The organism is Alicyclobacillus shizuokensis NBRC 103103 (assembly GCF_001552255.1).
Lineage (GTDB): Bacteria > Bacillota > Bacilli > Alicyclobacillales > Alicyclobacillaceae > Alicyclobacillus_G > Alicyclobacillus_G shizuokensis.
On the sequence record NZ_BCQV01000026.1, the window covers coordinates 23391 to 48150 of the forward strand.

The 24760-nt window shown below is 61.7% G+C and carries 27 protein-coding genes and 1 tRNA gene; 21 read left to right on the top strand and 7 right to left on the bottom strand.

Annotated features, from left to right (window positions below; all coding sequences use genetic code 11):
* Positions 1-11 precede the first annotated feature (11 nt).
* Entirely contained in the window at positions 12-845 is an 834-nt protein-coding gene (locus ASH01S_RS10965; protein WP_067927884.1) for an alpha/beta hydrolase, read from the bottom strand.
* 224 nt (positions 846-1069) lie between these two features.
* Between ASH01S_RS10965 and ASH01S_RS10970 the strand changes: the two genes are divergently transcribed.
* The 6 genes from ASH01S_RS10970 to ASH01S_RS10995 all read left to right on the top strand — a co-directional run bounded on the left by ASH01S_RS10970 (position 1070) and on the right by ASH01S_RS10995 (position 7472).
* On the top strand, positions 1070-2458 hold the full coding sequence (locus ASH01S_RS10970; RefSeq protein ID WP_067927887.1) for a folylpolyglutamate synthase/dihydrofolate synthase family protein: 1389 nt from the start codon (positions 1070-1072) through the stop codon (positions 2456-2458).
* Positions 2459-2519: 61 nt separating this feature from the next.
* Entirely contained in the window at positions 2520-3443 is a 924-nt protein-coding gene (locus ASH01S_RS10975; protein ID WP_067927890.1) for a phosphosulfolactate synthase, read from the top strand.
* A gap of 225 nt (positions 3444-3668) precedes the next feature.
* Positions 3669-5303, top strand: a complete 1635-nt coding sequence (locus ASH01S_RS10980; RefSeq protein ID WP_067927894.1) for an AMP-binding protein — start codon at positions 3669-3671, stop codon at positions 5301-5303.
* Positions 5304-5354: 51 nt separating this feature from the next.
* The gene (locus ASH01S_RS10985) at positions 5355-6101 is read left to right on the top strand and encodes an SDR family NAD(P)-dependent oxidoreductase (RefSeq protein WP_067927898.1); all 747 of its coding nucleotides are present in this window, start codon (positions 5355-5357) and stop codon (positions 6099-6101) included.
* Positions 6102-6113: 12 nt separating this feature from the next.
* Positions 6114-6956: an enoyl-CoA hydratase-related protein gene (locus tag ASH01S_RS10990; RefSeq protein WP_067927901.1), complete on the top strand. Its 843-nt coding sequence runs from the start codon at positions 6114-6116 to the stop codon at positions 6954-6956.
* Between the two features lie 63 nt (positions 6957-7019).
* Positions 7020-7472: a hypothetical protein gene (locus ASH01S_RS10995; protein ID WP_067927904.1), complete on the top strand. Its 453-nt coding sequence runs from the start codon at positions 7020-7022 to the stop codon at positions 7470-7472.
* Between the two features lie 67 nt (positions 7473-7539).
* Here ASH01S_RS10995 and tpx read toward each other — a convergent pair whose 3' ends face one another.
* A complete protein-coding gene (gene tpx / locus ASH01S_RS11000) occupies positions 7540-8058 on the bottom strand; it encodes a thiol peroxidase (RefSeq protein ID WP_067927908.1) in 519 nt (172 codons plus the stop codon).
* Positions 8059-8326: 268 nt separating this feature from the next.
* Between tpx and ASH01S_RS11005 the strand changes: the two genes are divergently transcribed.
* A complete protein-coding gene (locus ASH01S_RS11005; protein ID WP_067927912.1) occupies positions 8327-9463 on the top strand; it encodes a citrate synthase in 1137 nt (378 codons plus the stop codon).
* A gap of 68 nt (positions 9464-9531) precedes the next feature.
* The gene (locus tag ASH01S_RS11010; protein ID WP_083517070.1) at positions 9532-9747 is read left to right on the top strand and encodes an alpha/beta-type small acid-soluble spore protein; all 216 of its coding nucleotides are present in this window, start codon (positions 9532-9534) and stop codon (positions 9745-9747) included.
* 151 nt (positions 9748-9898) lie between these two features.
* Here the strand turns inward: ASH01S_RS11010 and ASH01S_RS11015 are convergent, their stop codons facing one another.
* Positions 9899-10336 (bottom strand): CBS domain-containing protein, encoded by a 438-nt coding sequence (locus tag ASH01S_RS11015; protein WP_067927919.1) that lies wholly within the window; start codon positions 10334-10336, stop codon positions 9899-9901.
* A 67-nt stretch (positions 10337-10403) separates the two neighbouring features.
* On the bottom strand, positions 10404-10769 hold the full coding sequence (locus tag ASH01S_RS11020) for a hypothetical protein (protein WP_067927922.1): 366 nt from the start codon (positions 10767-10769) through the stop codon (positions 10404-10406).
* Between the two features lie 160 nt (positions 10770-10929).
* On the opposite strand from ASH01S_RS11020, the gene ASH01S_RS11025 reads away from it, so the two are divergent.
* From ASH01S_RS11025 to ASH01S_RS11040, 4 genes are all read left to right on the top strand, one after another.
* Positions 10930-11259, top strand: a complete 330-nt coding sequence (locus tag ASH01S_RS11025) for a hypothetical protein (RefSeq protein ID WP_067927925.1) — start codon at positions 10930-10932, stop codon at positions 11257-11259.
* Positions 11260-11393: 134 nt separating this feature from the next.
* The gene (locus tag ASH01S_RS11030) at positions 11394-12446 is read left to right on the top strand and encodes an efflux RND transporter periplasmic adaptor subunit (protein ID WP_067927928.1); all 1053 of its coding nucleotides are present in this window, start codon (positions 11394-11396) and stop codon (positions 12444-12446) included.
* The gene (locus ASH01S_RS11035; RefSeq protein ID WP_067927932.1) at positions 12443-13129 is read left to right on the top strand and encodes an ABC transporter ATP-binding protein; all 687 of its coding nucleotides are present in this window, start codon (positions 12443-12445) and stop codon (positions 13127-13129) included. Before ASH01S_RS11030 ends, ASH01S_RS11035 begins: the two co-directional genes overlap by 4 nt.
* Complete coding sequence (locus tag ASH01S_RS11040) at positions 13126-14334, top strand: ABC transporter permease (protein WP_067927937.1); 1209 nt, start codon at positions 13126-13128, stop codon at positions 14332-14334. Before ASH01S_RS11035 ends, ASH01S_RS11040 begins: the two co-directional genes overlap by 4 nt.
* Before the next feature lie 49 nt (positions 14335-14383).
* Here the strand turns inward: ASH01S_RS11040 and ASH01S_RS11045 are convergent, their stop codons facing one another.
* A complete protein-coding gene (locus tag ASH01S_RS11045; RefSeq protein WP_067927941.1) occupies positions 14384-15232 on the bottom strand; it encodes a zinc metalloprotease HtpX in 849 nt (282 codons plus the stop codon).
* Positions 15233-15442: 210 nt separating this feature from the next.
* On the opposite strand from ASH01S_RS11045, the gene ASH01S_RS11050 reads away from it, so the two are divergent.
* Positions 15443-15748 carry a hypothetical protein gene (locus ASH01S_RS11050; RefSeq protein ID WP_067927946.1) on the top strand — a complete coding sequence of 102 codons (306 nt, stop codon included), beginning with the start codon at positions 15443-15445 and terminating at the stop codon, positions 15746-15748.
* 28 nt (positions 15749-15776) lie between these two features.
* The gene (locus ASH01S_RS11055; protein ID WP_067927949.1) at positions 15777-16892 is read left to right on the top strand and encodes a glycosyltransferase family 4 protein; all 1116 of its coding nucleotides are present in this window, start codon (positions 15777-15779) and stop codon (positions 16890-16892) included.
* On the opposite strand, the gene ASH01S_RS11060 is transcribed toward ASH01S_RS11055, so the two are convergent.
* Positions 16838-17362: a hypothetical protein gene (locus tag ASH01S_RS11060; protein ID WP_067927952.1), complete on the bottom strand. Its 525-nt coding sequence runs from the start codon at positions 17360-17362 to the stop codon at positions 16838-16840. The genes ASH01S_RS11055 and ASH01S_RS11060 overlap by 55 nt on opposite strands.
* 331 nt (positions 17363-17693) lie before the next feature.
* Here ASH01S_RS11060 and speD point away from each other — a divergent pair, with 331 nt between their 5' ends.
* Positions 17694-18083, top strand: a complete 390-nt coding sequence (gene speD / locus ASH01S_RS11065; protein WP_067927955.1) for an adenosylmethionine decarboxylase — start codon at positions 17694-17696, stop codon at positions 18081-18083.
* Positions 18084-18241: 158 nt separating this feature from the next.
* Here the strand turns inward: speD and ASH01S_RS11070 are convergent, their stop codons facing one another.
* Positions 18242-18733, bottom strand: a complete 492-nt coding sequence (locus ASH01S_RS11070) for a PepSY domain-containing protein (protein WP_067927958.1) — start codon at positions 18731-18733, stop codon at positions 18242-18244.
* A gap of 167 nt (positions 18734-18900) precedes the next feature.
* On the opposite strand from ASH01S_RS11070, the gene ASH01S_RS11075 reads away from it, so the two are divergent.
* The 6 genes from ASH01S_RS11075 (at position 18901) to ASH01S_RS11100 (ending at position 24741) form a co-directional block, all read left to right on the top strand.
* Positions 18901-18975, top strand: a tRNA-Ala gene (locus tag ASH01S_RS11075).
* A 165-nt stretch (positions 18976-19140) separates the two neighbouring features.
* Positions 19141-19956, top strand: a complete 816-nt coding sequence (locus tag ASH01S_RS11080) for a dienelactone hydrolase family protein (protein WP_067927961.1) — start codon at positions 19141-19143, stop codon at positions 19954-19956.
* A gap of 250 nt (positions 19957-20206) precedes the next feature.
* Positions 20207-21304, top strand: coding sequence for a CotS family spore coat protein (locus ASH01S_RS11085; protein ID WP_067927965.1), 1098 nt, complete (start codon positions 20207-20209; stop codon positions 21302-21304).
* Positions 21301-22452 (top strand): glycosyltransferase family 4 protein, encoded by a 1152-nt coding sequence (locus tag ASH01S_RS11090; protein ID WP_067927969.1) that lies wholly within the window; start codon positions 21301-21303, stop codon positions 22450-22452. The genes ASH01S_RS11085 and ASH01S_RS11090 overlap by 4 nt, the downstream gene beginning before the upstream one ends.
* Positions 22449-23408, top strand: a complete 960-nt coding sequence (locus tag ASH01S_RS11095) for an NAD-dependent epimerase/dehydratase family protein (RefSeq protein WP_067927972.1) — start codon at positions 22449-22451, stop codon at positions 23406-23408. The genes ASH01S_RS11090 and ASH01S_RS11095 overlap by 4 nt, the downstream gene beginning before the upstream one ends.
* A 28-nt stretch (positions 23409-23436) precedes the next feature.
* Positions 23437-24741, top strand: a complete 1305-nt coding sequence (locus ASH01S_RS11100) for a UDP-glucose dehydrogenase family protein (protein WP_169794226.1) — start codon at positions 23437-23439, stop codon at positions 24739-24741.
* Positions 24742-24760: the final 19 nt, after the last annotated feature.

A 24760-nucleotide genomic window follows, 5' to 3' on the forward strand; every position in this document is an offset into this window, starting at 1 on the left:
TCACATCGGCGCTATCTTTGCACCGCCTCGGCGGGGGGTGTGGCCATCACCTCATCCAGCCACTTGACCATTTCTGTGAACACCAGCTCGCGCTCCGGTTCATTGAACAACTCGTGATAGCACGCCTCGAACAAGAGAAATCGCTTGCTGGGGGCCTGCAGCTGGTCGGCAAAGCGCCGGGACGCCTCCGGTGAGACAAGTTTGTCCGCACCCGCCTGGAGAATCAGGACTGGTATGGAAAAGCGGCTGGGGTGGGCGGTCGCGGCCGCCATGGCGCGCTGCAGTTCCATGAACCAGCGTACGCTGACGGTCTGCACCAGCAGCGGGTCGTTGGCGTAGGCGTGGACCACTTCCGCAGAGCGGCTGATGGAATCGGCCTGAATGCCGTTGGGTTGCTGCAGGCGGGGCCAGACCCGGTCCAACACGGTGGCCATGCGCGCCTTGAAGCGTGGTACGGTCATGGACAGCTGCAGGCAGGGGGAGGACAGGACGGCGGCGCGCAGGTTGCGCTGCGCTTGCGGGCGCGTTTGCAGGTAGCGCACCACGATCAGACCGCCCATGCTGTGACCAAACAGGATGTGAGGGATGTTGGGGTACAGTTCGTCCGCTCGGCGGACGAGCCTGTCGACCACGTGCAGGTATTGTTCGAAGGAGTCGATGTGTCCGCGGCGGCCGCCGGATCGGCCCAAGCCCGGTAAGTCGGTGCCGAGGACGGCGTATCGTCGCCGTTGCCATTGTGAAGCCAACCACTCATAGCGGCCGCAGTGTTCGCCGGCTCCATGCACCAGCAGTACCACGGCACGTGCGCCGTGCGTCGGCCAATGCCAGTCTTTCAGTTTTACCATTCCACCCGTTCCTCGCTTATCTGGACGGCGGCAGCCAGGGAAGGTATCCCATCCGCCGTTCGTCAAGATCCGTTTATAGGTATTATACGACTTTATAGATAGATGTCATGCAGTTTGCTCCGCATGGAGGTGGGGTCGCTGTGTGCAGCGGACGGCCGACGCAGCAGGTTGTGGTACACTGGCGAGAGATTTAATCGCAGCCGAGACGAACGGGGAGACAACAGATGGGATTGGAAACGGGACAACGGTATACGACACGGGAAGCCATCTCGCTGATTTACGAATGGTTGAATCGGGCACGCCCGCTCCTGCCAGACGGGCCCGACAGGGTGGTGCGCCACCCGGAGTGGACCGGGCGACTCCTGGCGGAGTTGGGCAACCCGGATGCGGCGGCGTTCAACGTGGCTGTCACCGGCAGCAAGGGAAAGGGATCCAATGCGATTCTTCTGGCGGCCATCCTCCAGTGCCTGGGTCTGCGCGTAGGACTGTTTACCAGCCCACACCTGATTGACTTCATGGAGCGGATTCGTTTGGGTGGACAGGTGATGCCGGAAGCGGTGTTTGTGCACTGGATGACACAGGTGTATGACGAAGCGAGACGGTTGCCTGTACCTCCCAGTCAATACATTGGGCCGGTGGGCCTGTTGGCGTGCGTGGCCGCATTGTGGTTTGCCGACGAGCAGACGGATGTCAACGTGTTTGAACTCGGGCGCGGGGCGTTGCACGACGATGTGAATCAGGTCCGTCATGAAGGCGCGTTGTTGACACCGGTGTTCTTGGAACACGCGCGGGAACTGGGGCCGACGCTGCCCGACGTGGCACGGGAAAAGGCGGGGGTCCTGCGGACCGAGACCCGTTGGCTGGTCAGTCACCCCCAGTCGGAGACGGTGCAGGCGGTGTTGAACCGGTGTGGGCCGCCGGGGACGGACACCCAGCTGTTGGGCTGCGACTTTTCCGCCAGGGTGGATTCGCGGCCGGGTGGGGATGAGACAAGGGTGTGGGTGCGTTTCGCCGCCGGGGACGAAACCTGCATCCGCCTGCCGGGGGTTCCCGATTTTCTCGCCCGCAACGCCGCTGTTGCCGCGGCGGCGGCCAGGCAGGTGGCGAAAGAGCGGTGGGGCCATGAGGCGTTGCTTCCGGACGAGATTGACCTGAGGCGCGTGCGGCTGCCGGGCCGGATGGAAGTGATAGCCCGGCGTCCGCTGGTGCTGGTGGATGGAACGGTACACCGTGAGACGGCTCTGCACGTCGGCGCATGGGCCGCATCGGCTACGCGACGCGGCTCAGCGCGGCGATTTGGGGCCGTGCTCGCCATTCCTGTGGATAAGGATGGTATGGGCGTACTGGGCGCACTCCAGGAGCACGTGCAGTGGGTGGTATGGACCGGGGCCAGCAATCCGCACCTACGGTTTGATGACCGTTTCTGCCGCGCCGCGCTCGCCCTGGGGATGCGCAGCGAGTGGGTGCCGGACGTGGCCCAGGCCCTGGACGCGGCGTGGGCTCGCGTCGATCCGGCGGACGGCCTGCTGTTGTTGGGGACCCAGTCCTTTGTGGCTGACGTGATGCAGCACTTTGCCATCGACACGCGCACCATCTGGCGCCTGGGGGAATGACACCTTCCCCCTTCTCCGCCCATATGCTGATGTAGGCAACGGGGCTTCGGGAGGTGTGGCGGTGGACAGTGCACATTGGACGGATTGGATTCGTCAGTCGCTGCGCGAACGAGTTGGGAAACCTCGGATCGCCGGGTTGACCGTGGTGCTTGATGATGGGATAACCTCCGCCGGCATGCGCGACTGCTTGCAGGCGGCCGCTGAAGGTATCGATTTCTGGCTGTTGTCGGGATGCCACGCCGTGATGCATTCGCCCGAATGGGTTATGGATAAGGTGAGTTTGTGCCAAGAGTACGGGGTGCTGGCCTGTCCCAGTGGTCGGGCGTTTGCGGCCGCCTTGAATCAGGACGCTTTGCCCGCGTACATCCAGTCCGTGGCGGAGGGCGGATTGCGGGCGCTGGTCATGGCGGATGAATCGGAGCGTATGAGCGCGCGCCAGCGCCGGGACGTCGTTCGCCGTGCACACGCCCTGGGACTGTTGGTGCTGTCGCAGATGCCGCGGCGGGCGGCAAGCGCCAACATGGACACGGTGATCCGCTACCTGCACGGTGACCTGCAGGCTGGGGTGGATTACATCTTGCTGCCGCTGCAACTGGGGCCCTGGGGGACCGATGATCTGTGGTGGGGACGGCAAAAACGCCGTCTCACCAACATCCTGGAGGGCGTCGGTCCGTTGCAGAACCGCCTGATTCTGAAAACTCCCTGTCGGCTCTTGCAGTTTCGCCTGCTCACGGAGCTGGGGACGAAGTTGAACCTCGGTGACGTGGCCCCTGAATCGGTGATCGTACTGGAAGGGCTCCGGCGCGGCGTGGACCCCGAATGGGTATGGGTGAAGGAGGCCGCCGATGAGCCAGGGGTAGAACCGACACCATCGCCGGTGGACGCATCATCGCCGAGACCGCGAGCGGACAACGCAGGGCCCGTGATTTGGCTGGACGGCCGCCGTGGGTCGTCCGGCCGCAGACGCAGGGATGCGCCTTCCTGAAGGTCGGCTGTTGCGCGAATGTACGGGAGGCAGGAGAATTTCTCCTGTCTCTCTTCATTTTTTCGTCATAATTCGGGAGAATGGGGTGTATGGTTCACTAAAAGCGCAATCGTTGCCGATGTGAACCTGTGAGGTCGCAGCAACACTTGTTGTCCGCGGGCCGCAGCCCTGCGGCGGGCGATCTCGCGGTCCGCAATTTGCAGCACCATTCGGAGGTGTGAGTACGTGCAAACATGGTGGTTCCATCATCCGCCTGCCCAGCGGGAAGTGTACCGCCGCGAAGGCCATTGGCCGGACAAGACCGCGTCCGACTTCCTGGCTGAGGCGGTGCAGCGATTGCCAGACAAGGTCGCGATTTTGGATCCGTTGCGTCGGTATACGTATCGGGAACTTGCGGACAAGGTCCGCCGCGCCGCGTTCGGCTTGTTGGAAATGGGCATCCGTCCGGGGGATGTCGTGTCCTTCCAACTGCCCAATTGGTGCGAGTGGATCATCTTGCATTACGCCTGTTCCCGTATCGGCGCCATATCCAATCCGCTCATCCCCATTTATCGCGGCCGCGAGCTGGAGGTGATGCTTCGCCAGGCACAGCCAAAGCTTATCGTGGTTCCGAGAGAGTTTCGCGGTTTTGATTACCCAGCCATGCTGCGGGAGGTCGCCGAGCGCGTGCCGCTCGGGGGCAACGTCCTGGTGGTCGGCAGAAGGCAGCCCGACAGCTGGGAATCGTTCATGGACAGCGCTTTTGAGGAGGGCAGAGACGACGCAGACCTGGACGCGTTCCGGCCGTCCCCGGATGATCCCACCGAACTCATCTTCACCTCCGGGACGACGGGCACGCCCAAAGGGGTGATTCACACTCACAACACGCTGAACGGGCCAATTGTGGCGTGGGCGAAACGGATGCAGGTCGGCGTGGACGACGTGTTCCATATGGCCTCGACCTTCGGGCACCAGACCGGGTTCTTGTATGGGGTGCTCCTGCCGACGATGCTCGGGGCGACGGCGGTCTATCAGGACGTGTGGGACCCCGAGGAGTTCGTTCGGTTGGTCGCCGCTCATCGCATCACCGTGACCAACGGGGCGACGCCGTTCCTGTACGACTTTATCCACGCCGCGAATCTGCGGGACTACGACGTTTCGTCGCTGCGCATCTGGGGCTGCTACGGTGCGCCGATTCCCCGTCCGGTTATCCGCCAGGCCTTGGCGGTGGTTCCGAATTGCAAGGTGTTGGCCGGCTGGGGACAGACCGAGAACGCTCTTGTGACCGTGACCAAACCGGACGATTCGCTCGAGAAGCTGACCACTACCGACGGCATTGTCTTTCCCGGATTGGTGGTACGTGTCGTTCATCGCGACGGCAGCCTCTGTCCGCCCGGCCAGGAGGGTGACCTGCAGTGCCGTGGGGCCACCCTGTTTGTCGGATACGTAGATCAGCCAGAATTGATGCAGGAGTCGTTTACAGAGGATGGCTGGTTTCGGACCGGTGACCGGGCCGTGATGGATGAGGACGGGTACGTCAAGATTACGGGCAGGACAAAAGACATCATCATCCGCGGCGGCGAAAACATACCGGTGAGTTACCTTGAGGATGTCCTGCACGAGCATGAGGACGTGCAGGCGGTGGCGTTGGTCGCCAAACCGGATCCACGGTTGCAGGAGAGGGTATGCGCCTTCATCGTGCAAAAGCCCGGCAGTGAGCCGCTGACGCTCGAGCGTCTGCAGGCGTTCTTGCGCGAAAAGGGGGTGGCGAATCACTACTGGCCGGAATTTTTGCGGCTCGTCGAGGAACTGCCACGGACGCCAAGCGGCAAGATTCAAAAATTCAAGCTGCGTGAACAGCTGCTGGCGGAAGGCGATTAGCCGGCGCCAGGGGTGTCTACAACAATGCCAGCAGGGCGGGAGGTGGAGTGGATGGAGCCGAGGGTGGCGGTGGTCACGGGGGCCGGCCAGGGCATCGGTCGAGCCATCGCCCTGCGGTTGGCGAAAGCGGGGCTGTGCGTGGTCGCCGCAGACATCCAGGGCGAGTTGGCGGAGGCGACCGCCGCCGAGATCCGGGCGGCGGACGGCGAGGCCGCCGCGCAGGTGTGCGACGTCTGCCGCACTGCGGACGTGGTGCGCACACGCGACGTGGTCATGGAGCGCTTCGGCCGCTGGGACGTGTTGGTCAACAACGCCGGATGGGATAAGGTGGAGCCGTTTGTGGACAGCGACGAACCGACATGGCGGAAGATTCTTGAGGTCAACCTGCTGGGGAGCATCCGCTTTACGCAGCAGGCACTGCCCATCATGATGAAGGCCGGGTATGGACGCATCGTCAACATCAGCTCCGACGCGGGCCGCGTTGGCTCCACCGGGGAGGCGGTGTATTCCGCGGCCAAGGGCGGCATCATCGCCTTTACCAAGACGATAGCTCGGGAAATGGCGCAGCACGGCGTGACCGCCAACACGGTCTGCCCCGGTCCGACGCAGACCTCATTGCTCACGCAGATCGCGGCGGGCCATCCGCGCTTGATAGACGCCATGACCAAGTCCGTACCCATGCGGCGGCTTGGGCAGCCGGAGGATGTGGCCGCGGCGGTGGCCTTTTTAGCCTCGGAGGACGCTGCCTACATCACCGGCCAGACGTTGAGTGTCAGCGGCGGGCTCACCATGTGTTAGGGGGCGCGGGAGTTGGCTTTTCAGGACATCCTTTACCGTAAAGAGGCGGGCATCGCGACCGTCACCATCAATCGTCCGCACGTGCTCAATGCTTTCCGCTGGCGCACCGTCGAGGAGATGATTGAGGCGTTGTCGGATGCCTGGGCGGATAGGGAAATTGGGGTGGTGGTGCTGACGGGCGCGGGAGACCGCGCATTTTGCGTCGGCGGCGACCAGAAGGAGCGCAGCGCTGCCGGTGGCGGCTACGGTGGGCGCAGCCGCAGCGATCTAGGGTTGGACATCGAGGAGGTGCACGCGCTCATTCGCAACATTCCGAAACCGGTGATTGCGGCGGTCAATGGCTACGCCATTGGTGGGGGGCACGTCTTGCATGTGGTATGCGACCTGACGATTGCCTCCGACCAGGCGGTCTTTGGCCAGGTCGGGCCCAGGGTCGGATCTGTCGATCCGGGCTACGGCACGGCCTATTTAGCCCGTGTCGTGGGCGAGAAGAGGGCGCGTGAGATCTGGTACTTATGCCGTCGCTACAGCGCTGCCGAGGCGTATGCGATGGGGCTCGTCAACAAGGTGGTCCCGCACGCTGATTTGCTCACCGAAGTGCGGTCCTGGTGCGAGGAAATCTTGGACAAAAGCCCGACCGCGCTGAAGCTGGCCAAATACTCGTTCAATGCCGACACGGCTCACATCGGCGGCATCGCTCAGCTGGGTATGAGCGCGGTCAGTCTCTATTATGGAACTGAGGAGGCGATGGAGGGCAATCGCGCCTTCACGGAGAAAAGAAAGGTGAATTTCCGCCCGTTTCGACGCTGGCACTCCGTCCATCCTGGCCACGACAATCCCCGGGGCTCTGTGTAAGCCTGCCGCCGCCTGCGCACCCTATGGGCAGCGAGGTGCGACAAAGGCTATGGGGGCATGCTCATGGCGGTACAGTGGCAGACGGGGTGGCTGTTGGCGCTGGTAGGATTGAGCTTCGTTGGGTGCGCCCATCCGGAGGCGGCGGGCGTTCGCGATCCGGCCGGACCGGCCTGGTACGCCGAGGATTTGAGCAGCGGACTGGCGGCCCTGCTGGCCCAGGCGGAGGCGCTGCGGCAGGCGCTGGAGCAAGGCAGCGCGGAAGAAGCGAAGACGCAACTGTCGGCGCTGCGGCGCACCTGGACGGGGGTCGCAAAAGCCGCCGGGGGAGACCCCGCGATGCGCACTGCGATGGGCCGCATCCTGGCGGCGATGCAGGCGGAGTTGGCCCAATCCCGGCCGGATTGGCACAGGCTGCGCCGCCAACATGAGACGCTGGCGGCCAACCTGTCCACACTCAGACGCCACCTGAGGCAGTCTGGGGGATACAAAGGCCCCCTGTTTGGGGCCGGGCGTTAGCGCTCGTGAGACGCCGACGCCTGTTGGGCACCCGGTGCGGGTTGAGAAGGTTCTCGCGCCCGGATGTTCAGCGGACCGCCTTGGCGGCGCTCACCGCGGCCTCATAGTTCGGGTGCTGAGTGACCTCCGGGACATACTCCACGTAGGTGACCGTGCCATTTGAATCGATCACAAAGACGGCTCGGCACTCCAGGCGCATTTCCTTCATGTAGGTCCCGTAGGCCCGTCCGAACGACATGTTTCGGTGGTCGGACAAGGTCTGCACGCGGTCGATGCCCGCGGCCGCGCACCAGCGCTTTTGCGCAAACGGCAGGTCGGCGCTGATGGTCAGGACCACCGCGTTGTCGCCCAGGGCGGAAGCCTCTTGGTTAAACCGGCGCGTCTGCGCGTCACAAACCCCCGTGTCCAGCGACGGAACGACGCTGATGATGCGGACCTTTCCATTGGAATCCGCCAGCGTCACCGGGGACAGATCATTGGCCAGAACCTCAAAATCCGGGGCCTTGTCGCCCACGCGTATTTCGGGGCCAATCAAGGTAACAGGCTTGCCCGCAAAGGTCACAACTCCGGTGCGCTCCTGCTCCATTTATTCCCTTCCTCTCTCAAAGCTGGGTGATGGATTTGCCCGACTAGTGGGCACAATTTCATCATAGCACACCTCTGTTTCCAGACAAGCCGATGGCCGTGAGGGGGTTACACGCTTTCATCCTCGCCCTGAACCGCCAGTGGTCGACAGGGTACGCGGCCCCGGGCGCATGGGCGTGAGGCCGCCGACGCCGCGTTTTTCCCTGCTTGTCAGGTTGTAGTATAATCGACCCTGTGGCCACATGTGGCGTGATTTGGGAGGGAATCGTATGAGCCAGCAAGCTACCTTCAAAGCCGGGTTGGAGGATGTCGTTGCGAATACGTCCGAGATCTGCTACTTGGACGGCCGGGAAGGCCGATTGATTTATCGCGGGTATAACATTCACGACTTGGTGAACGGCGGGGCTTCGTTTGAAGAAGTGATTTATCTGTTGTGGCATGGGGATTTGCCCAACAAAGCCCAGCTGAACGAGTTGAAACAAGCGATTGCGAGTCAACGGGCGCTGCACCCGAAAGTGATGGACCTGCTCAGCGGCCTGCCGAAGGACGCCAATCCGATGGACGTTCTGCGGACGGCCGTTTCCTACGCCGCCCTGTTCGATCCGGACGTCGCCGACGACTCCTATGAGGCCAGCGTCCGCAAGGCGACGCGATTGGTGGCCCAGGTGCCGACGATTGTCGCAGCGGCAGAGCGTCTGCGGCAGGGTTTGGCGCCGGTGGAACCGGACGCGAGTCTCAGCATGGCGGCCAGTTTCTTGTATCAGCTGCAAGGGGAGAAACCGGACGAGTTTACGGAACGGGCGTTCAATACAGCGCTCATCCTGCATGCGGATCATGAACTGAACGCTTCCACGTTTTCCGCCCGTGTCACCGCGGGTACGCTGTCGGATATCTACTCGGCCATCGTCTCGGCTATCGGGACTCTGAAGGGACCGCTGCACGGCGGAGCCAACGAGCGGGTGATGCGGACATTGCTGGAAGTTGGTTCGATAGACAACGTGGATGCGTGGCTGACGGAAGCGTTGGCGGCCAAGCGCAAGATCATGGGCTTTGGCCATCGCGTCTATCGCACGGAGGATCCGCGCGCGACGCACCTGCGCCAGTTGAGCAAAGAGGCCGGGGAACGGGCCGGCGAGACCAAGTGGTTTGAGATGTCGCAGAGAATGGAGCAGTTGATGCGCGAAAAGAAAGGGCTTAACGCGAACGTGGATTTCTATTCGGCCTCCATGTACTACAGCATCGGTTTGCCCATCCACCTGTACACGCCCATCTTCGCGTGCAGCCGCATCTCCGGCTGGACCGCGCACGTGCTGGAACAATACCAGAACAATCGCCTGATTCGTCCGCGCGCCGAGTACACGGGCGAGACGGATCGCCGCTTCGTGCCGCTCGCCGAGCGTGGGTGAGCCAGAATGTAACAGCGTATCCCTCCTTGATGCGGGTACACTATGCCTACACCAGGGAGGTGATGAACATGGCACAAGGACAGAAGACGAACACGCTGGTCGTGCAGAGCGCGGCCAAGGCGTTGGACCAGCTGAAGTACGAGGTGGCCTCCGAGTTGGGCATCCAGCCCCCGTCCGATGGCTACTGGGGCACGATGGCCACTCGCGACACCGGTGCTATCGGAGGAAATATCACACGGAAACTGGTGGCGCTGGCGGAGCAGCAGTTGGCTGGCCGCAGCTAACAAGTGAATGGCTATTGGTAAGGGGCTCCACGCCGCGGGCGTGGGGCTCTTTTGTTTGAGGGTAGCGTCTTTTCAGGCAAGCGAGGCTATCCAAAAGCCACAAAACAGCCCGCGGACCAAGGCGCCCACGGGCCAGCCAATTGGAGAACCGTTATTGCAACTGACTCTGTGCCTGCGTCGGCTGCGAGATGCGGTTGAGCGCGTCTCCTGCTTCGTTGATGTGGATGTTTTGACGCGCCAGGTCGCCAATCGCGCAAATGCCCTGGAGGGTGCCCGCGTTGTCGCACACCGGCAGGCGTCGAATTTGGTGTTGGGCCATTAGGTCAGCCGCTTCGTGTGCGTCCGTGTCCGGGGTGGCTGTAATCACCTGGCGGCTCATGCAATCGCCGACTTGTGCGTTGAATTTACCGTTGGCCACAGCCTTGCAGGTGATGTCTCGATCGGTGATGATACCAACGACGCGCTTGTTGGCGTCGCACACCGGAACCGATCCACAGTTGACCGAGTTCATGATCTGGGCGGCTTTCTGTACAGGGTCGGACTCCTGGACATACGAAACGTTGGTCGTCATCAAGTCCCGGACTTGCATGCAATCGCCCCCCTTGGTGCAGTGTGCGGACAGGTCCGCTTGGTTAGTATGCGCTCGTGGTGCCGCTTCATGCTGTCAGGCGGCGACGGCGCCAACTCAGGGTGTCTTCGACCGCTGTATAAACTCCCCACGCACCGGCAATGATGCGCAACGCGCACTCCAATGGCTCTGCCGTGGCGCCGGGCAGATGGGATTGAAAGCTTCCGTCCACGCCCCACAAGAACAGCGCGATGCCGAGAACGAGCGCGACGGCGACCGTATAGCGCAGCCGTGAACGCGCCCCCAGCAGGGCCAGAACGCCGAAGCCCAGCAGGATGCAGGACTCCAGTGGTAAGATGTGCATATAATCGCCGATATGTCCAAACAGCCAGCCGACGGCGGCAGCGGCCAGACACAGCCAGCCGACGAGACGATTGTAGACCCTTGCGTACACGGGTAGCCCTCCCTTCCTGGGTGCGGCTTTCGGTCTCGTCGCTATGGTCTCACCATGATGGTTATGCGGCCTGCGGACAAACTATGCCCAGCGCATTGGCTTGGAGCGCGTGGGCAGGATATGGATGTTGTGGTAAACCTGACGCGAGTGAGGGATGGGCATGCAGGAGAGAGGTACAGACTTGGAGCTGACAACGCTGCTGCGCGAGCTGCGACAGGTGGAGGCGCAATTGGTCGCGGTGGAGGAGAGGCTGAGCCGGTACTTGCACAATGTCGGGGTGGCTGACAGCCATATCGCGTCAGCATCCGGGGCGCCATGGCAGACCCAGTCCGTCGTCGATTATGGGGCCCGCTACCTCTCCTGGCCAAAGCCCAATCTGCGATCGGACGAGGCTGCCCGGGGGGCGGCGGTCGGCGCGGTGAGCCCTTCTGGGTCCATCGGGAGACAGTCGGAGCACGTTGACTACATGCGCCCGCATCCGCCCGTGTGACGGCACGACGCGGCGCGCCGGGAGGTGCCTTGGAGGCAACCAGAGCGGGATGGCGCGAGCCCCCTTTTCCAATCCGCTGTCGTCATGTATTGTTGAGGTATCGGCGTGTCTGGGATACATGAGGAGTGACGTGGGTGAAACAGGAGACGCGACGCCGATTTCGACGCTGGTGGTGGGTGGCAGGGCTTTTCGTCCTTGCCGCGGCGGCCTGCGCAACCTGGCGGGCGTGGCCGCGTCAACCCACGGTGCACGTCGTGAAAGTCGAACGCAAGACGCTCAGCAATCGAATTTTCGCCAGCGGTACGGTCCGTCCAGTCAACCGGCAGGACGTGATGGCCTCGGCGTTGCCGGCTCCAATTGCTCAGATCCGCGTTGACGTCGGGCAGAGGGTCCACCAGGGGGATATCCTGCTCACGTGTCAGAATCAAACCCAAGCCGCATCGCTCAAGGCGGCGCAGACAGCTGTGCAAAACGCCCAACAGGCGTATGAACAGGCCAAGGAGCAGTATCAATCTGTGCCGCCCGGGTTGCAACCCCAATTCAAGGGAACCTTGGACCAGGCGAGCACCACGCTGGCGCAGGCCAAGGTGCAGCTGGCGCAGGCGCAGGCGGCTTATGACGCGACCATCGTGCGCGCCCAGTTCTCTGGGACAGTGCTTGTGGTGAACCCAACGGGCGTTGCCCCAGATGGCACGGCGGCTCCGGTGGTCGAGGTGGTTGGAGAGGACAAGCAGGTGGTCATCAGCGTCTCCGAGGTGGACGCCGTACATATTCATAGGGGAATGACCACGTCGTTGACCAGTGACGCGTATCCCAACCAACAGTGGCGGGGCACCGTGTCGCACGTGGCCGGTTATGCGACCAGCCAGACTTCGGGCGGTGGACAGGTGGAAGTGGACATTGCGCCTGCCCCAGGGTTCCCAGTTCCCATGGGGTATCAAGTCGATGCTCGGATTGCCAGCACGACAGCCGGCAAGGTCGTTGTCGTGCCGTATGAGGCTCTTGTGCAAACCGGCAATGGCTACTCAGTCTACGTGTACCGCGAGGGGCGTGTACACCAGGCAGCCGTGCAACTGGGCCAGTCGAGCGACACCGAGGTGCAGGTCACCAAGGGTGTGCATCCAGGGGACGAGGTGGTGCTCAACCCCGGCAACCTGCATAATGGAGAGGCTGTGACCGCCAGGTGATCGAGCTGTCCGGGGTAACGAAACGCTACCGCTCCGGGGAGGAATGGCTGACGGTTCTGGACGACGTTCACCTGACAGTGGAGGCCGGAGAGTTTGTCAGCATCATGGGTCCTTCGGGAAGCGGCAAATCCACCTTGATGCACATCCTCGGCTGCTTGGACGTGCCGACGAGCGGATCGTACCGGTTGTTCGGCCGGTCGATTGAGCAGCTGTCGGCGCAAGAATTGGCGTGGGTGCGGAATCAAGAGATCGGGTTTGTGTTTCAAAACTTTCATCTGCTTCCCCGCATGACGGCGCAAAAGAACGTGGAGTTGCCGATGATGTACGCAGGAGTGCCCCGCCGTGAGCGGCATCGGCGAGCGCTTGAGCTGCTCGCCCAGGTGGGGTTGGCCGACTGGGCCCATCACCTGCCGAACGCGCTCTCGGGCGGACAGAAACAGCGCGTGGCCATTGCCCGGGCGCTGGCCAATCGCCCCGCGCTGCTGCTCGCCGACGAGCCCACGGGGGCGTTGGATTCGGCGACGGGTCAGGAGATCATAGACTTGTTCTTGTCTTTGAACGTGGACGGCATGACCGTCGTCTTGATCACGCACGACGCCGATGTGGCCAGGCGTGCGAGGCGCATCGTGCGCATACAGGACGGGCGGTTGGTGAGCGGCGCTGGCGAGGAGGGACGGTCATGAACTGGGCGGAGACGCTGTTGTCGGCGTGGACGGCTATCCGCAGTAATAAGCTGCGCTCGTTCCTTACCATGCTGGGCATTCTCATCGGCGTTTCGGCCATCATCACCATCGTCGCGTTGGGGCAGGGCGGCCAGGCGGCGGTCATTGCCACCATCGAGAGCCCGCGGCTGCAGAACACAATTCAGATTCTACCCAAGGAGACGTTGGAACCGGGGCTGCCCCAGCCGGACCAGGTTCTCTCTTTTTCAGACCAGGATTTCCAGTTGGCGCGGCAGTTTCCGGGCGTAGCGGACGTCTATTATACCTTGTACGGTCAGGCCACGGTAGCCAGCGGCGGTCGTGTGGTCAACGCCTCACTCAACGCCGGCCCGCAATACTTGAACGAAATTGCCCACTTCACAGTGGTGCAGGGGCGGATGTTTACGGTTTCGGACGTGTTGGCGCACCGCCGCGTGGTGTTGCTCAGTCCTTCGTTGGCTGAAAAGCTGTTCACCGGATCATCCCGTATTGGGCAGACGGTTCAGATTGGCGGGCAACCGCTGCAGGTGATTGGCCTTGCCGAGCCTGCGCAGCTCAATCTGCTGGGCAACTTTTTGGGCACCGATTACGTCTACATGCCTGCGACCACCTGTCGCGACCTGTTTCCCTGGTGGAGCATCAGTGAGATGGATGTGCAGGTCAAGCCCGGGGTTGACAAGGTTGATCTGGGCAACCGCATCGTCACCGCCCTGAACATTCGTGTGCATGACAGCAACGCGTTCGAGGAGAGCACCCGCTTTTACGCCGGGCTGGAGCAGACGATAGGGCAGGTGACGCGGATTTTCACCCTGGTCATCGGTTCCATTGCCGGCATCGCATTGGTGGTGGGCGGCGTCGGGGTGATGAACATCATGTTGGTATCGGTGACGGAGCGCACCCAGGAAATCGGCATCCGGGTCTCTTTGGGTGCCACCAAACGGGCCATTCTATTGCAATTTCTCACGGAATCGGTGCTGATTACGCTGATTGGCGGCGTGCTCGGTGTTTTGCTCGGTGTGATGGGGTCGTTCGTCATGCGCGCCGTTGTGGGACTTCCCACCGCCGTTTCCGGTTGGGCGATTGCCGTCAGCCTGGTCTTCTCCACCCTGATTGGGCTCATCTGCGGCATCTACCCCGCCAACAAGGCCGCCCGTCTCAACCCCATTGATGCGCTGCGCTATGAATAAACCAAAAAGAGCCCCGGGACTCCGGGACTCTTCTGCGCAATCCGTCAGGTCAGCCGAGCACCCGCATCGCCCGCAGGCGGCGCACTCGTTCACGTGTCGACGGGTGGGTGCTGAACAGTGTGACCAACCCCTCAGCCCGCAGCGGGTTGACGATGAACAGATGGGATGTGGCCGGCGAGAAGCCACCGGGGATGTGCTGGGCGTATGCCTCCAGGCGTTCCAGCGCGTCTGCCAGTGGATTCGGATCGCCCACGAGCTCGGCTCCCGTCGCGTCCGCCTTGAACTCACGAGCGCGCGAGATGGCAAACTGGATGAGGGTGGCGGCAATCGGCGCCAGAATGATCATCGCCAGCTCCGCCAGGATGCCTCCGTTGTCTTCGTCGTCACGGCGTCCGAAGCCGAAGATGGCCGCCCACTGCAGCATGTTCGCGATGGACGTAATCAACCCGGCCATCATCGCGGCCAGGGAGCCAATCAGGATGTCGTGGTTCTTGATGTGTCCAATCTCGTGCGCCAGTACCCCTTCCAGCTCCCGCGCCGAGAGCGTGCGCAAAATACCTTCTGTCACGGCCACTCTGGCGTGGTCGGCGTTGCGGCCGGTGGCAAACGCGTTGGGCTGCGGCGACGGGGTGATGTACACCTTCGGCATCGGCAGTCCCGCTCGGTTGGCCAGGCGGCGGATGATGGCGTACAGTTCCGGATACTCGTGTTCCGCAACCGGGTAGGATCGGGTCATCAGGATTGCCATGTCTCCACTTTTCCAGTAGCCGATGAAATTCATGACGATGGAAATCAAGAGAAACACCAGCATACCGGTGTGGCCGCCGACCCACTCGCCAATCAGCACCAGGATGACGGTCAACAGTCCCATCAGGAACCAGGTCTTGATGGAGTTCATTTCCTCAATCCTTCCCCATATGTGATGAAACTCACGTCTATAAATACATGGTAACGGTCGCGGAAATAGGGTGTAAAGGGGAAAGTCCCAAGGTTCCGTGACGAATTTGTCGCATTTGAGCCACAAAACGGCCCCAGAGCGGGCCGCACAGTCAAATTGTCTGCCGTTTCGGGATTCGCTATACTGGCAGCGAAGAGGGTGGATAAAATCATGCGGTTAGGACTCACGATTGAATACGAAGGAAAGAATTACGACATATTAGAACTACCGCCCGAGGCGTTCGTACACTTGGTGCCGAGCTTGAATTTTGACCAGTTTCGCCGCATTGACGAGTACTTTCAGGCCGTCTGGCCCGAACCGACGCAGCGGCGCCACCATGTACTCGCCTTTGCGGCGGAACTGACCGGCGCTTCCATTGATTATCTGTTGCTGCATCGAGAGTGCATCCACTTTGACGACCACGACCTTTCGACCTACGTCATGGAACACACCAAACAGGTGCACCGTCCATCCTGATGTATCGCCGCTCCCAACCGTCCTCGTCTTGGCCAAGGGAGCGGAGCGGGGCGGCGCGGCCAGCCACTTGCTGGCCTTGGCCGATGCCCTCCGTCAAACCCCGCAACGTCGGGCCTACCGCTTTGTGGTGACCGGATCAGGGTACCTGAGGGAACATCTGCAAGCCATCGGTGTCCCCGTCATCGATCTGCCGGACGCGCATCTGCAAGCCCTCACCGCGCTCGTGAGGTTGCTGATTCAGCAGCCGCAGGCGGTGCTCAACGCGCATGGACCGCGCATGAATGCCCTGGCCGCTTTGGCCGCCCACAGGTGCGGCTGCCGCTGGACGTCGACGATTCATTCGGATCCGCGCCACGACTTTTCCCATCGGCGCTTGCGGGGCAGGCTGTGGTCACACATCAACACCCGTTTTTTGCAGCGCGCGGACGGTCTGTTCATGGTCAATCCCGACTACCAATCCCTGTGCCCAGACCGACCCTCTTACCATGTCCCCAATGCTGCCGTCCTGACCCCGCTGCCCCAGCCGCGCAGCCATTACCGCCGATTGTTGCGCGAGCGGATTGGCATTCCGCCGGACGCTGCGGTTGTGGGGGTGGGCGCCAGGCTGCATCCCAGCAAGAGCATTGACACCTTAATCCGAGCCATGGCGCGCATTGAGCGACCGAATGTCTACCTGGCGGTGGCGGGTTGGGGTCCATCCGAGTCCGCACTCAAACGCCTGGTTTGCGAACTGCAGGTGTCCTCGCGCATTCGCTTTCTCGGCTACTGCGATTGGATGCCTGAGTTTTACGCCGGACTCGATTGCCATGTGCTCTGCTCCAGGAGCGAGGGATTCGGTCTGTCCATCTTGGAAGCTGGATTTTATGGCGTTCCCAATATCGGCAGCGATATTCCCGGCATCCGGCAATTGATCACCGATGGTGCCACCGGATTGTTGGCTCCCGTGGGTGATGCGGACGCGCTTGCGGCCTGCATTGCCCGCCTTCTTGATCACCCAGCGACCGCCCGGCAACTGGCCGTCCGCTTCCAAGAGACGGTGCTGCCCAGCCACACACCCCAGCGCCTGCTGGCGGCCTATGAGCATGGGTTTCAGGCGTTGCTCGGGCTCCAGGAGATGCGGAACACCTGGCCTTTCTCGCTGTAGCCAAGGATCTGCGCCGGCCCGTCGAGTTCGACCGGCTCAATGATGCCGTCCCCGTGAAATGGGAAGTCCTGCGCCGAGTGGCTGTCTGCCCTTTCGATCACACGCAGGCGCACCAATCGGTCATCACGACGAACAGCGCATAGCCAGTACCCACCCGTCAATCCGTAGCTGCGATTGGGCAACAGGACCAGTTTCGCGCGGGCTGAGGGGCGAATCCACTTGCCCTCAGCCTCTATTATCCAGCCTCCGTCGCGCGAGTAGCGCAAGAGGGTGGCTTCTTCCTCACTTCCCTTGCGGATTTCGCCGACAGCCATGGTGGACGTTTGGTACAACAGGTGGCCCGCTCCTGTCGCCAGAACGCGTTCCGGCGATTGGTTGCGCCAGAGCACGAAAGTGTACACGCCGCCTCCAACCACCACCAGAGCGGCTACAAACGACAGCAGCTGGCCCAGAACCCGCCGTTCGGACATGCGTCATGCCCCCATCCCCCGTTCGATATGAACGCTTGGATGGATGTAAGAATATACAGAAACAAACCCCGATGCAAGTGGCATCGGGGGACGCGGCCTAAGCGGCACTATTTTTCGCGGTTGGTGAAAGTTCTGGTTGCAAAATGACAGGCTGCATCGTATACTGTCACTCGTAATCTTTGGCCGCGTCCACAGGATACAACCGCAGACTTGGAACCCTCCTTCACTTAAAGGGTTAGGACCTCGAAGGACTAACTTTCCCCCGTGGTGAACGGTCAGGGCTCCACATGCCGTAAGGGCATGGCATTTGCGCTAAAAGGGGGATTTTTTTATGGACACTTTTGGGCGTCACGTGATTGCGGAACTGTGGGGGTGTAACCCCGAAAGCCTGAACGACTTGCAGAGCATTGAACGTATTATGGTCAACGCGGCGCTGGAAGCGGGCGCCGAGATCCGGGAAGTGGCGTTTCATAAGTTTGCCCCACAGGGAGTCAGTGGGGTAGTCATCATCTCGGAGTCTCACCTGACCATTCACAGTTTTCCTGAACACGGATACGCAAGCATTGATGTGTACACATGTGGGGACCGCATAGATCCCAATGTCGCCTGCGACTACATCACAGAGGCGCTGGGGGCCACCAAGCGGGACGCCATCGAGGTGCCGCGGGGCATTGGACCTATCGCATTGGATAATGTGAAGGTGCGCGCGGTCTCCGTGTGAGGGACCGCAGGCAGATGGGACCCACCTGTATCCATAGACGTTTATACGCGGTTTTAAGCATCGTCCATGCAGAACTAGGTCGCGCCAGGGAGCGCGGCTTTTTTATTTTGTGGAGGGCACCCCACTCGCGTTGACGAGCGGGGGCCTTCCCGAGGCACTCAATCGCCCGAGAACACGCGCTCGTGATGGGTGGGCAGCAGCCTGTCCAGCAGCAGCTTGCCGTTGCCCGCGTCCACAATGACCAAATACCGTTCTTCGTCATCCTGGGCGAGACCCGTATACACCAGGTCGGTACGAATGTTGCGTAATTGCACGTCTTCCACCTTCATGCCTGGGTGGGCTTGGGCAATCGCTTTTTTGGCCTGGCTGGGTGTAACCTTCGCGTATTTCTGCAGCTTTTCTGTGTATACAGCACGGCTGGCCAGGTAGGCTTCACGAAGCACCTGACGGCTGACGCGTACGCTGGATCGGAGCTGCCAGTCATGCTGAACGTCGGCGTGTCCCGCAAACGGTCCGCCTGCCACAGCCCGAGCGCTGCTGTGCGCGTGAGTGGAGGGGACGTGGCGCCAAAGTCCATCACCTGCCCAGGCGATGGGGATGGCGCTGCCCATCATCACAACGGCGCTGGTTGTCAAGAGCCACTTTTTCATAGCGAACATCCTCCTCTACGGCTACCCCGTTATCGTTGCCTATCCCATTCCAAAATATGTATTCCGACGATCCCGCTTGACTGCGGCGTTGCCATCGGCTACAATAGCGATTGTCCGATTCGGGACGGGTGTCCAAGGGTCATCGGGTTCCAGAGTCGGGAAGGTGAGGGACCGTAGCTCAATGGGAGAGCACTGCGCTGGCAGCGCAGGGGTTGTGGGTTCGAGTCCCATCGGTTCCACCATGACAGACCTGCTTGGCGGCAGGTCTTTTTTATTATAGGATGATCTGGAAGGAGAGGATGGCGGCCTGGCCATCCCTGCGCCGAGATTGCTGGTTGATTCCTGCCGGTTCATCTTGTACTCTGTTTCTGCAACCGAAACATTTGAACGCTGAAGGAGGGTTCATCATGGGACTGGATACTCGCTGGGTGCGCTACGGCGCAGACGACCGCTACATGGGCTATCTGGCCGTGCAGGATCACGCGCAGACGCCGTTGCCGGCGGTTGTGGTGCTGCAGGAAGTCTGGGGGGTGGACCAGCACATTGAGGACGTGACCGAACGGTTTGCCAAGGCCGGCTATGTGGCGTTTGCCCCAGATCTGTACGCTGTCGGCGGCAAGCGCCCGGAGGCCCTGCATCGTGATCGGGTGGAGGCGGTGAAAGCGTTTATGGAGAAGCTGCCGCCCACCGCGTGGGGCAATCCGGCTGAGCGCGACGCGGAGCTGGCGAAGCTGCCGGGGGACGAGCCTCAGCGCGTGAGAGAGACGATGACCGCCTTGTTCAGCGGTCTGGATGTGGACAACTATACTGATCAACTGCGTGCCACTGCTGACTTTTTGCGTAACCAGTGCCAGTTGAGTAAGGGCCAGAGTGTGGTTGCTGTGGGCTACTGCCTGGGCGGAGCGCTGGCGGCTCATTTGGCGAGTCATGATCCGGAGTTGAAAGGTGCAGTCATGTATTACGGACGTTCGCCCAAGGACGAGCGTATCGCCGCCATTCAGTGCCCGGTCCGGGCGTTTTATGGCGAGTTGGACGCGCAGCTGACCGCTACCGCACCTGCGCTGGCGGAGGCGATGAGCAAGGCGGGGAAGGACTTCGAATACAAAGTGTATCCGGGCGCCCATCACGCCTTCTTCAATGATACGCGCCGTTCCTACAATGTGGCCGCCAGCCGCGACGCCTTTACCCGTACGCTGGCCTACTTCAATGAATGGGTTGGTTAAACGCCCGAGGTTGCAGTAGACTCGTCTGATAGCGACAGGTGCCCTCGCTTTGCCGTCTGCGAAGCGAGGGCACTGTCATGCGAGGGGGCTGTTGCCGAGCGGCAGAGGTTCGGACAAGTGCCGCTTCTTCGCTCGCATCGGCCCTTCTGCCTGAGTCTCCGGCCCATAGATGGTGCCTACTGGTCTTGAGTCCTGTACTGTTCGTCCTGTCTGCCAATACACTGTGGCAACATGGGGAGGAGGGACAGGGATGGCGATGCCAGTTGGGCCATGGGCGGACAGGGGATACCCAAATCCAGACCAGATGGTTCCCCCGGAGGTGCAAGCGGCTGCCGAACGTGTGATGGCCCGCTACGACATGAACGTGGCCGGCATGACACTCATCACTGCCAAGTCGGACAAAGGCGGAGCGATATGGAAGCTGGAGACTGACCGGGGGCCGCGCAGCTTGAAGCTGTTGCACCGCGCTCCGGAGCGCAGTCGCTTCGCGGTGGCCGCACAGGACTATCTGGTCCGCCGCAAGGCGCGTGTCCCGGCGCTCGTGACGTCGAAAAAGGGACGGCTGTACAGCCAGGCGGGCGGAAAACTGTGGATTGTCACGGACTGGATTGAACCGCTGCAGCCAGTCTCCAAAGTGGACCTGGCGGGTGCGCAGGAATTGTGCTACGGGTTGGGAGAATTCCATCGCCGCTCTCGGGGATTCATCGCTCCGTGCCGCGCGCGGCGCGCCTCTCGCCTGTACAAATGGGAACAGGCGTATCGAAAGATGGCGGTGAAGATAGGTTGGTTTCGCAACCTTGGAGAGGTGTACCAGGACGTCCCGGGCAGTCAAGCGCTGCTTGATGTGGTGGACAAATTCGCGGCGCAGGCCTGGGAAGCGTATCAGCGGCTTCAGGCATCACCGTATCGCAAGCTCATCCAGCGCGGTGAGTCTGCCTGGGGTCTCGCCCATCAGGATTACGGTTGGTCCAACGGCCAGCGTGGTCCGGGTGGACTGTGGATCATCGACCTAGACGGGGTGGCGTACGACCTTCCCATCCGCGACCTGAGGAAGTTGATCAGCTCGACCATGGAAGACGCGGGGCGTTGGGACGTGGAGTGGATGCGCGGCATGATTGACGCCTACCGTGAGGCGAACCCGGTCCGACGGCAGGTGTTGGAGGTCTTGTTGGTGGACTTTTCATTGCCCAACGAATTCTACAAAAACGTGAAGGAGATGGTCTTCCGCCCGGTGGAGTTTATGGGAATGGAGTTGGAACCAGTGTTGGCTCAGGTGGCGACCTCCGAGGCGAGCAAGTGGCAGGCGCTCCAAGAACTTGCCCAGGTGCTGGGGGTGAGCAAGGCATGAAGGTGCTGTTGATAGTCACCGAGAAGCTGCCCGTTCCAGCCGTGCGCGGCGGGGCGATTCAGACTTACATCGACGGTGTCCTGCCCTACTTGGCGCGTGTCCACGACGTGACCGTGCTTGGCGTGGCCGACCCGGAACTGGACGCAGACGAAACAGTGGAAAACGTGCGTTACGTGCGCTTTCCGGGCAAAATTTTCGGAGTCTACGAAAAACATGTCCTCACGTTCTTGGCGAAGGCGGGCTCCAGTTTCGACTTGATTCACATCTTCAACCGGCCGCGTCTCGTCCAAGGGGTGCGTCAGAAGGCGCCTCAGGCTCGCATCATCCTCAGCATGCACAACGATATGTTTCTGCCTGGAAAGATATCTCACGACGAGGCCGATACAGCCATTCAAGCCTGTGAACGCATCGTCACCGTAAGCGATTACGTGGGACGGCGGATCGTGCAGGATTATCCGCAGGCTCAGCCGCGGCTGCGTACCATTTATTCGGGAGTGGACGTGCAGCGCTACAATCCGCGGCGTCACCGTGATCAAGTTAAGCAGGCGCGCCGGGAACTGAAGGGGCTGTATGGCATCGAAGGGCGCAGCGTGGTGCTGTTTGTCGGCCGTCTGTCGCCGAAAAAGGGAGCGGACGTCCTAGTCAGATCCATGTGGTATCTGGCCCAGGCGCATCCCGAGGCGGCCTTGGTGCTGGTGGGCGGCAGGTGGTACAGCGACAACGAGATGAGCGATTACGTTGCCTATGTCAAGGCGCTGGCGGACAGATGCCCGCTGCCGGTTGTCACAACCGGGTTTGTCGCGGCCGACGAAATTCATCGCTGGTTTTGGCTGGGAGATGTTTTTGTCTGTCCGTCCCAGTGGGAGGAACCCCTGGCGCGCGTGCACTACGAGGCGATGGCGGCTCGCCTGCCGATTGTCACCACGGCTCGCGGGGGCAATCCCGAGGTCATCGCGCACGGGGAGAACGGGTTCATTGTGAAGCGCCCGGAAGACCCGCGTGCGATGGCGAAGGCGGTTGGCCGGCTGCTGGCGAGTCCAAGTCTTCGCCGGAAGATGGGGAGAAACGGTCGGCGCCTGGCCAAAAGCCGATACCGGTGGCGGCGGGTGGCCCAAGAGATCCTTGATGTCTGGGAGAATACACCATGAGCACCGTCATCGTCACAGGCTGCGCCGGTTTCATCGGGTCTCACCTGTGTGACAGGCTGCTCGCCTCAGGGCACGAAGTCATCGGCCTGGACGCCATGACTGGTAACTATCCGCGCTGGGTGAAGGAGAGGAACCTGCGCGCTGCCGCTGGGCACCCGAAGTTCCATTTCATGGAGGTCGACCTGTGCGCGGGAGACCTCGAGGAACTTGCGCGCCGGGCCGCCGTGGTCTTTCATTTGGCAGCGCTGCCTGGGGTGCGCAGCAGTTGGGGGACGTCCTTTGCGGATTATTTAGGAGGCAATGTCCTGGCCACACAGCGGCTGCTTGAGACGGTAAAAAACCTGGATGCCATACGTCGACCCACGGTCGTCTACGCTTCCTCATCGTCCGTGTACGGCGACATGGAGGGGCCGCTGGCGGAGGACGCCCCCACCAGCCCACGCTCTCCCTACGGCGTCAGCAAGTTGGCGGCTGAGCAATTGTGCCGGCTATACGCATCGGAATTCGGAATCCGGGCGGTGTCGCTGCGTTACTTCACCGTTTTCGGGCCTCGTCAGCGCCCGGATATGGCTGTGCATCGATTCATTCGCGCCGCCCTGTGCAGTCAGCCGGTGACAGTTTACGGGGACGGTGAGCAGACGCGCGATTTTACCTATGTCGGCGACGTGGTGGACGCCAACCTGGCGGCCGCGGAGTTGGGCCGAGCAGGGGATGTGTTCAATATCGGAGGCGGCAATCGTGCCAGCGTCAATGACTTGTTGGCCATCATAGAGTCCGTCTGCTCTGTGGCGGTACAGCGCCAGGTCTGTCCCGCGCAACCGGGCGACGTGCGGCGAACTTACGCCGATATGGAGAAGGCGGCTGCGCGGCTTGCGTTTCGTCCCCAGGTTGGTTTGACGGAAGGTATCGAGCGGCAGGTGGCGGACATGCGGCGTTTGTATGGACGGCAATCGTGAGCTTGGCAGAAAAGCAGGGGTGCGGACGGTGAATATTGCGATTGTCGGTATGGGCTATGTCGGGGTATGTACGGCGGTGGCTCTGGCCGCGCATGGGCACCAGGTGGTTGGCGTCGACATTGATGTGGAGAAAATCCGGCAACTGCAGGCCAGCCTGCCACCCATCTACGAACAGGGAGTGGCGGCGCGGCTGCAGAAGTACCGCCAGACGGGCCACCTGCGCTTCACGACCACGCTGGCCGATGCGCTGGCGGATTGCCCCGTGGTGTTTGTCACCGTTGGTACGCCGGCGGCCGCCGACGGAAGTTGTGACCTGTCGTTTGTTTTCAGCGTCGCGGAGACCATTGGACGGCACATGCACAGGTACACCATCGTCGTCATCAAGAGCACGGTGCCGGTGGGGACCTGTGAGCAGGTGCGGGAAAAAATTGCAGGGGAGCTGGGGCGGCGCAGGTTGCAGATTCCGTTTGACGTCGTCTCCAATCCTGAGTTTCTGCGCGAGGGTCAAGCTGTGACGGACGCCCTTGCGCCTGAGCGGATCGTCCTAGGAATCGATTCCCAACGGGTGCTGGCGGTGCTACGGATGGTGTATCGAGGTTTCGCTAGCCAGTGGGTAGTGACAACACCTCGCAACGCGGAAATGATTAAGTACGCCAGCAATGCGTTCCTGGCCAGCAAGGTCTCGTTTATCAATCAACTGGCGCGAGTGTGCGACCAGATGCGGGTGGATGTGGTGACGGTGGCGCACGGCATGGGGCTGGACCCTCGCATCGGTGGCGATTTTCTGCGGGCAGGCATTGGCTACGGCGGTTCCTGCTTTCCTAAAGACGTGCGCGCTTTGTTGCACCAGGCCCATCGCTGTGGTGTTCCACTGTCCATCGTGGCGGAGGCAGCCGCGGTGAATGAGACACAGGTCTCCTGGTTTCTGGATGTCATGCGGAGGTATCTGGGGGACTTGCAAAACCTGCGCGTCGCCCTGCTTGGCGTGACCTTCAAGCCGCATACGGACGACCTGCGCGAGGCCCCTGCGCTGCGCCTGGCGGCTGCGCTGACGGCGGAGGGTGCCGAGGTATCTGCGTACGATCCGACCGGGGCCGCGCGCGCCGTCTCCGTTTGCCCGGAGTTGATTCCGGCCGCCACGGTGGCCGCAGCGGTGAAGGACGCGGACGCACTGGTATTGGTGACCGAATGGCCGCAATTGATCGATACAGACTGGCCTGAACTGCGGCCCCTGATGCGGGGGGACTGGTTGTTCGATGCCCGTAATGCGTTGGATCCAGCGCGAGTTGTACAGGCTGGGTTTCGCTACGTGGGTGTCGGACGAGGGGGGTGAGGGCGGTCGCCAGTCGGCC

Coding starts and splice junctions, on each gene's coding strand:
- ASH01S_RS10985 (WP_067927898.1), top strand. CDS start 5,355: ATGGAGCCGAGGGTGGCGGTGGTCACGGGGGCCGGCCAGGGCATCGGT.
- ASH01S_RS10970 (WP_067927887.1), top strand. CDS start 1,070: ATGGGATTGGAAACGGGACAACGGTATACGACACGGGAAGCCATCTCG.
- ASH01S_RS11090 (WP_067927969.1), top strand. CDS start 21,301: ATGAAGGTGCTGTTGATAGTCACCGAGAAGCTGCCCGTTCCAGCCGTG.
- ASH01S_RS11050 (WP_067927946.1), top strand. CDS start 15,443: ATGCGGTTAGGACTCACGATTGAATACGAAGGAAAGAATTACGACATA.
- ASH01S_RS11085 (WP_067927965.1), top strand. CDS start 20,207: ATGGCGATGCCAGTTGGGCCATGGGCGGACAGGGGATACCCAAATCCA.
- speD (WP_067927955.1), top strand. CDS start 17,694: ATGGACACTTTTGGGCGTCACGTGATTGCGGAACTGTGGGGGTGTAAC.
- ASH01S_RS11080 (WP_067927961.1), top strand. CDS start 19,141: ATGGGACTGGATACTCGCTGGGTGCGCTACGGCGCAGACGACCGCTAC.
- ASH01S_RS11040 (WP_067927937.1), top strand. CDS start 13,126: ATGAACTGGGCGGAGACGCTGTTGTCGGCGTGGACGGCTATCCGCAGT.
- ASH01S_RS11095 (WP_067927972.1), top strand. CDS start 22,449: ATGAGCACCGTCATCGTCACAGGCTGCGCCGGTTTCATCGGGTCTCAC.
- ASH01S_RS11025 (WP_067927925.1), top strand. CDS start 10,930: ATGCAGGAGAGAGGTACAGACTTGGAGCTGACAACGCTGCTGCGCGAG.
- ASH01S_RS11005 (WP_067927912.1), top strand. CDS start 8,327: ATGAGCCAGCAAGCTACCTTCAAAGCCGGGTTGGAGGATGTCGTTGCG.
- ASH01S_RS11060 (WP_067927952.1), bottom strand. CDS start 17,362: ATGTCCGAACGGCGGGTTCTGGGCCAGCTGCTGTCGTTTGTAGCCGCT.
- tpx (WP_067927908.1), bottom strand. CDS start 8,058: ATGGAGCAGGAGCGCACCGGAGTTGTGACCTTTGCGGGCAAGCCTGTT.
- ASH01S_RS11015 (WP_067927919.1), bottom strand. CDS start 10,336: ATGCAAGTCCGGGACTTGATGACGACCAACGTTTCGTATGTCCAGGAG.
- ASH01S_RS10995 (WP_067927904.1), top strand. CDS start 7,020: ATGGCGGTACAGTGGCAGACGGGGTGGCTGTTGGCGCTGGTAGGATTG.
- ASH01S_RS11070 (WP_067927958.1), bottom strand. CDS start 18,733: ATGAAAAAGTGGCTCTTGACAACCAGCGCCGTTGTGATGATGGGCAGC.
- ASH01S_RS11010 (WP_083517070.1), top strand. CDS start 9,532: ATGGCACAAGGACAGAAGACGAACACGCTGGTCGTGCAGAGCGCGGCC.
- ASH01S_RS10965 (WP_067927884.1), bottom strand. CDS start 845: ATGGTAAAACTGAAAGACTGGCATTGGCCGACGCACGGCGCACGTGCC.
- ASH01S_RS11045 (WP_067927941.1), bottom strand. CDS start 15,232: ATGAACTCCATCAAGACCTGGTTCCTGATGGGACTGTTGACCGTCATC.